The sequence below is a fragment of the Parvibaculum sp. genome (genome assembly GCF_049672805.1).
Taxonomy (GTDB): Bacteria; Pseudomonadota; Alphaproteobacteria; order Parvibaculales; family Parvibaculaceae; genus Parvibaculum.
This window is the reverse complement of the sequence record NZ_JBATWS010000045.1, coordinates 1-5596: the sequence shown is the minus strand read 5'-3', so window position 1 is coordinate 5596 and position 5596 is coordinate 1. Positions and strand designations below refer to the sequence as shown.

Sequence of the window (5596 nt, the reverse complement as noted above, 5' to 3'; positions counted from 1 at the left end):
GCCTGACGACACCCGATCGAGCCTGCAACGCAGGCTCGATGGCCTCACAGGCCCCGTGCCGTCACCGCTCCCAATAATCGCGCGAGAACATGACGAGCACGGTCAGCAGTTCGAGGCGGCCAAGCAGCATCGCAAAGGCAAGAATGAGTTTCGGCCCGTCAGGCAGATGGGCAAATGTGCCCGCAGGGCCGACATGCTGGCCAAGCCCCGGCCCGACATTGGCAATGGATGAAACAGCCGCCGAGATCGCCGTTGTGAAATCAAGGCCGAACGCAGCAAGCGCCAGCGCCACTGCAACCATCGACGCCAGATAGACAAACACGAAAAGCGCGACGGAGAAGATGACTTCGCGGCTCACCGTGCGCTCGCCATAGCGCATTCTCTGCGCGACATGCGGGTAAAGCGTCTGGCGCATCTGCCCCCTGAAAAGAAGGCCGAGTATCTGCAGGCGGAATATCTTCATGCCGCCCGATGTAGAGCCGGTGCATCCACCGATAAACATCAGGATAAAGAAGGCCATTACGGAGAACGGTCCCCAGAGCGTGTAATCGGAACTGACGAAACCCGCCGTGGAAACGATGGATGTCACATTGAAGGCCGCAAGCGTCAGCGCATCAAAAATGCCGTGATTGCCCTTCACCAGCAGCCAGAGCGCCATGAGAAGCGAGACCACCCCGAGCAATGTGAGAAAGCCGCGCACCTGTGGATCGCTCCACAGCGTCTCCCCCGTGCCCCGCAGCGTCTGCACATAAAGCGCGAGCGGCAGCGCGCCGGAGATCATGAAGATCACCGCCGTCCAGTGAATAAAGGCATTGTCGAAATAGCCGAAGGAAGCATCATGCGTTGAATAGCCGCCCGTCGAGACGGTCGTCATCGCATGGTTGAGCGCGTCAAACGGCGTCATCCCGCCCAGCACATAGGCAAGCGCACAGAGCAGCGTCAGCACCAGATAGACCTCGCCGATTGCCACCGCGATCTGTCCCGGCCGGGGCAATACCTTCTCCGTCTTGTCCGTGCTTTCGGTGCGGAAAAGCTGCATCCCGCCAACCCGCAGGAAGGGCAGAATGGCCACCGCCGTGACGATGATGCCGATACCGCCGACCCATTGCAGCAGCGAGCGCCAGAGAAGCAGGCCGGGCGTCATATGGTCGAGCCCCGCCATCACCGTTGCGCCCGTCGTGGTCACGCCCGACATCGCCTCGAAAAAGGCGTCGGTATAATTGAGATCAACATGGGAAAAGGCGAAGGGCAGCGCCGAAAAAGCGGCAATACCGAGCCAGCCAAGCGTGGTCACGAGAAAGGTCGCACGGTGGGTAAGCTCGCGCCGCTCCGTCTGGTTGGAGAACATCAGCCCCCCGCCCACAAAGCCCGTAATCACGGCGGAAGATAGAAAGGCCTGCCAGTCGCCGCTGCGCGCCACCACTTCCGCCAGCACCGGCACCAGCATGAGCACGGACAGCGCCACCAGCAGCGCCCCGATGACAAGCCCCACAGCCCGTGTGCTGTCGCCGCTCTCGGTAGTCTTTACGCCCGTTCCGTCCATCAGCGCCCCCTCGATCGCGCCCTTGCCGCTCCGCTGGCCGGAGCCGGAGCTTCGAGATATATAGACATTGAAAGGCTGGTGCCATGCCCCGGGGGGAAGCCTCCTCACGGGTGCTTTCCGGCAGTTTCACGCGTCATCGCCCCGCCCTATAAGGCCGGTTATCAAGGCCAATCACACGAAGCGAGTTCCTTACATGAGCCAAGTCTCCGCCCCGACCCCTGCCATAGCAGCAAATGACGGCATTCTTCTGGCCGACCTTCTGGCGCTGACGGATGAGGCGGTAAACGCGGCTGACCGGCTTCTGGCGGCCGCCCGCGCCGCCGTATTCGCCCGCGTGTCGAAAGACGGCAAGCCTTCGGCCGGCCTCATCGAGAAGGAACAGTTCGCCGCTCATGGCGTGGCCTGGCTTGCCACCTATGTTGAGGCGCTCCGCCAGCTTGCCTCCTATGCCACGCGAATGAAGGGGGAAGGCCGCCTTGGCGAGTTCGAGGCGCTGATCGTGCAGACCGCTTTCGGCGAATATCTGAACCAGATCGCAGGCGGCATCCCCATGAGCCAGGGCGAAATCGTCCGCCCCGCCGATCTCGGTCTTTCAGATGAAGATGTCGCCGCCTTCCGCACCACCGTGCGCAAGCTGGCAAGCGCCGGAAACACGGCTGCCGTGCGCGCGCGCCTTGCCGAACTCATCGCCGCGAATGCAGGCGCCACCACCTTCGGCGATGCCGGGCTTGAAGAAACCTATGAGGCGATCCGCGACCAGATGCGCAAATTCGCCGATGCCGAAGTCGTGCCCTACGCGCATGAGTGGCATCTGAAGGATGACTACATTCCGCTCGAAGTCATCGCGCAAATGTCCGAGCTTGGCGTGTTCGGCCTCACCATCCCCGAAGAGTTTGGCGGGCTGGGTCTCGGCAAGGAATCCATGTGCGTCGTCTCGGAAGAACTGAGCCGCGGCTATATTGGCGTCGGCTCGCTTGGCACGCGCTCTGAAATTGCGGCAGAACTCATTCTTGGTGGCGGTACGCCGGAGCAGAAGGCGCATTGGCTCCCGAAGATCGCAAGCGGTGAGGTGCTTCCCACCGCTGTTTTCACCGAACCCAATACCGGCTCCGACCTTGCAAGCCTCAAGACGCGCGGTCGCCGCGAGGGGGATGTTTACAAGATCACCGGCAACAAGACATGGATCACCCATGCCGCCCGCGCCGATGTGATGACGCTTCTCTGCCGCACCAATGACGAGCCAGGCTACAAGGGCCTCTCCATGCTGCTCGCAGAAAAGCCGCGCGGCGATGATGCAAACCCCTTCCCGGCGGAGGGCATGTCCGGCGGCGAGATCGAAGTGCTCGGCTATCGCGGCATGAAGGAATTTGAAATCGGTTTTGATGATTTCGAAGTGAAGGCAGAAAACCTTCTCGGCGGCGAAGAAGGTCAGGGCTTCAAGCAGCTCATGCAGACTTTCGAAAGCGCCCGCATCCAGACCGCCGCACGCGCTGTCGGCGTTGCGCAATCCGCGCTCGAACTCGGCCTTCGCTATGCGCAGGAGCGCATCCAGTTCAGCAAGCCGATCTACACTTTCCCGCGCGTCTTCGGAAAGATAGTCATGATGGCGGTCGAGATCATGGTGGCACGCCAGCTCACCTATTTTGCCGCGCGCGAAAAGGATGGTGGCCGGCGCTGCGACCTTGAAGCCGGCATGGCAAAGCTTCTCGCTGCCCGCGTTGCCTGGGCTGCAGCGGATAATGCGTTGCAGATCCATGGTGGCAATGGCTTCGCGCTCGAATATCCGGTGAGCCGCGTCCTGTGCGATGCGCGCATTCTCAATATTTTCGAAGGGGCCGCAGAAATTCAGGCGCAGGTCATCGCGCGGCGTCTTCTCGAAGGCGGGAACTGAGACACTTCGCCTCACACCGAGGCTCGCTCGCCATAAGGAGCGGTCCTGTAAGATCAATGAAAACAGGGAGCCGCCTTTTCAGAGGCGGATCAGGAATATGGCGGAACTCTTCAGCTGGCTCGGACCGATTGCCCTTGGCGCCGTGCTCATCGTTCTTCTGCTTGGCCTGTGGAACATGATGCGCGGTGGCCCGTCAAATCGTTCCCAGCTATTGATGCGCTGGCGCGTCGGCCTGCAATTCCTTGCGCTGATTATCATCATGACGGGTCTCTATCTCGCCTCGATGTAGGCAACCTGTCTCATTTCGTCCCCTTTTCCGCGCTATATTAGGGTGAAGGTGCGGAGAGAGAGCTGAAGCGGGAGATCAAGAGATCATGACGGAAAAGACGATTTCCGCGGCGGAACTGCCCAAGAAATTTGTGACCATCTCCGGTCGCGCCATGGCCTATTCCGAAATGGGCGAAGGTGATCCGATCATCTTCCTTCATGGCAACCCGACATCCTCCTATCTGTGGCGCAATGTGATGCCGCATCTGGCCGATCAGGGGCGCTGCATCGCGCCCGATCTCATCGGCATGGGCGACAGCGACAAGCTCGAACCGTCAGGCCCTGAGCGCTACAGCTTCCGCGAGCATCGCCGCTTTCTCGATGCCTTCCTTGAAGCGATGGATGTGAAGAGCAATGTCACGCTTGTCGTGCATGACTGGGGTTCCGCCCTCGGCTTCGACTGGGCAAATCGCCACCGCAATGCTGTGGCAGGTATCGCCTATATGGAAGGTATTGTCCGCCCGCTCCAATGGGATGAATGGAATCAGGATGCCCGCCGCATCTTTGAAGGGTTCCGCTCCGACGCAGGCGAGGAAATGATCCTGAAGAAGAACCTCTTCATCGAAGCCGTGCTGCCCGGCTCGATCCTGCGCAAGCTGACGGAAGAGGAAATGGCCGTCTATCGCCGCCCCTTCGCGGAGGAAGGTGAAGACCGCCGCCCGACCCTGTCATGGCCGCGCCAGATCCCGCTTGACGGGGAGCCGGAAGATGTCGTCGAGATCGTTGACGATTATGCGCGCTGGATGGCCGAGAACGAATTGCCCAAGCTCTTTGTCAATGCCGATCCCGGTGCCATCCTCACCGGCGCGCAGCGCGAATTCTGCCGGAGTTGGAAGAACCAGACCGAAGTGACCGTGAAAGGCAGCCACTTCATTCAGGAAGACAGCCCCCATGAAATCGGCGAAGCCATAGCGAAATGGCGCAAGGGTTGGCGCAACGGATAGACGCACCTCCCCTTCTTCCTTCACAATGTTGTTTCTTGATCGCCCCGCTCATCACGGCGAGGCTGTCATGACATTGAGAAGAAAAAAGGGGGAAACTCATGGCCGAGAAGTTTGGCGGCTCATCGAAGGCGCTGCACTGGACGGTATCCGTTCTCGTTCTGCTGATGCTTTATGGCGGTGCCACACTCAGCCGCGAGACGGCGACCTGGCATTTCGGCTTTGGCATCATCACGCTGATCGTCATGGTATTCTGGCTCGGACACCGAATGACGCATCCGCGCCCCGCGCCGCTTCCCATGCCGCGCTGGCAGCAGATCGCATCAAAATCCGTGCATCACCTGCTGACGCTCGCCGTCACTCTTCAGCCCATTCTCGGCCTGATGATGGTTATGTTCTCAAAGCGGGACCCGGTCGCCTTCGGCGTCATCCCGCTCAAGATCGTGCAGAATGACACGATCTACGCGATTGGCCATGAGCTTCATGGGCCGAATGCACTGTTGATCGCCATTCTCGTCGCGCTCCACATTGGCGGCGCGCTTTATCACCAGTTCATCCTGAAAGATGGCGGCCTCACCCGCATGCTGCCAGGCAAACGCTGAGAAAGAACGTCCTATGGTCACGCTCAACAAGATCTACACAAAAACCGGCGACAAGGGCACGACCGCCCTCGCGACGGGCGAGCGTGTACCGAAACATTCACTGCGCATCGAAAGCTACGGCACGGTGGATGAGACGAACTCCATCATTGGCGTTGCAAGGCTCCATACAGGCAGCCTGCCGAAGCTCGACACCATGCTTGCCCGCATCCAGAACGAGCTGTTCGATCTCGGCGCCGACCTTGCAACGCCTTCAAGCGACAAGGATCTCGGCTATGAGCCGCTCAGGATCATC

At 60.3% G+C, this 5596-nt stretch carries 6 protein-coding genes; 5 read left to right on the top strand and 1 reads right to left on the bottom strand.

Features of this window, described 5'->3' with window-relative positions:
* Positions 1–61: 61 nt before the first annotated feature.
* Positions 62–1651 (bottom strand): TrkH family potassium uptake protein, encoded by a 1590-nt coding sequence (locus WBF74_RS01475; protein ID WP_424434122.1) that lies wholly within the window; start codon positions 1649–1651, stop codon positions 62–64.
* Between the two features lie 85 nt (positions 1652–1736).
* Here WBF74_RS01475 and WBF74_RS01470 point away from each other — a divergent pair, with 85 nt between their 5' ends.
* From WBF74_RS01470 to WBF74_RS01450, 5 genes are all read left to right on the top strand, one after another.
* A complete protein-coding gene (locus WBF74_RS01470; protein WP_424434120.1) occupies positions 1737–3434 on the top strand; it encodes an acyl-CoA dehydrogenase family protein in 1698 nt (565 codons plus the stop codon).
* Positions 3435–3531: 97 nt separating this feature from the next.
* Positions 3532–3723, top strand: a complete 192-nt coding sequence (locus tag WBF74_RS01465) for a twin transmembrane helix small protein (RefSeq protein ID WP_424434118.1) — start codon at positions 3532–3534, stop codon at positions 3721–3723.
* A gap of 85 nt (positions 3724–3808) precedes the next feature.
* Entirely contained in the window at positions 3809–4705 is an 897-nt protein-coding gene (locus WBF74_RS01460) for a haloalkane dehalogenase (protein WP_424434116.1), read from the top strand.
* Between the two features lie 98 nt (positions 4706–4803).
* The gene (locus WBF74_RS01455) at positions 4804–5304 is read left to right on the top strand and encodes a cytochrome b (RefSeq protein WP_424434114.1); all 501 of its coding nucleotides are present in this window, start codon (positions 4804–4806) and stop codon (positions 5302–5304) included.
* A gap of 13 nt (positions 5305–5317) precedes the next feature.
* Positions 5318–5596, top strand: a 279-nt coding sequence (locus tag WBF74_RS01450; protein ID WP_424434112.1) for an ATP:cob(I)alamin adenosyltransferase, incomplete at its 3' end; no start/stop codon positions are given.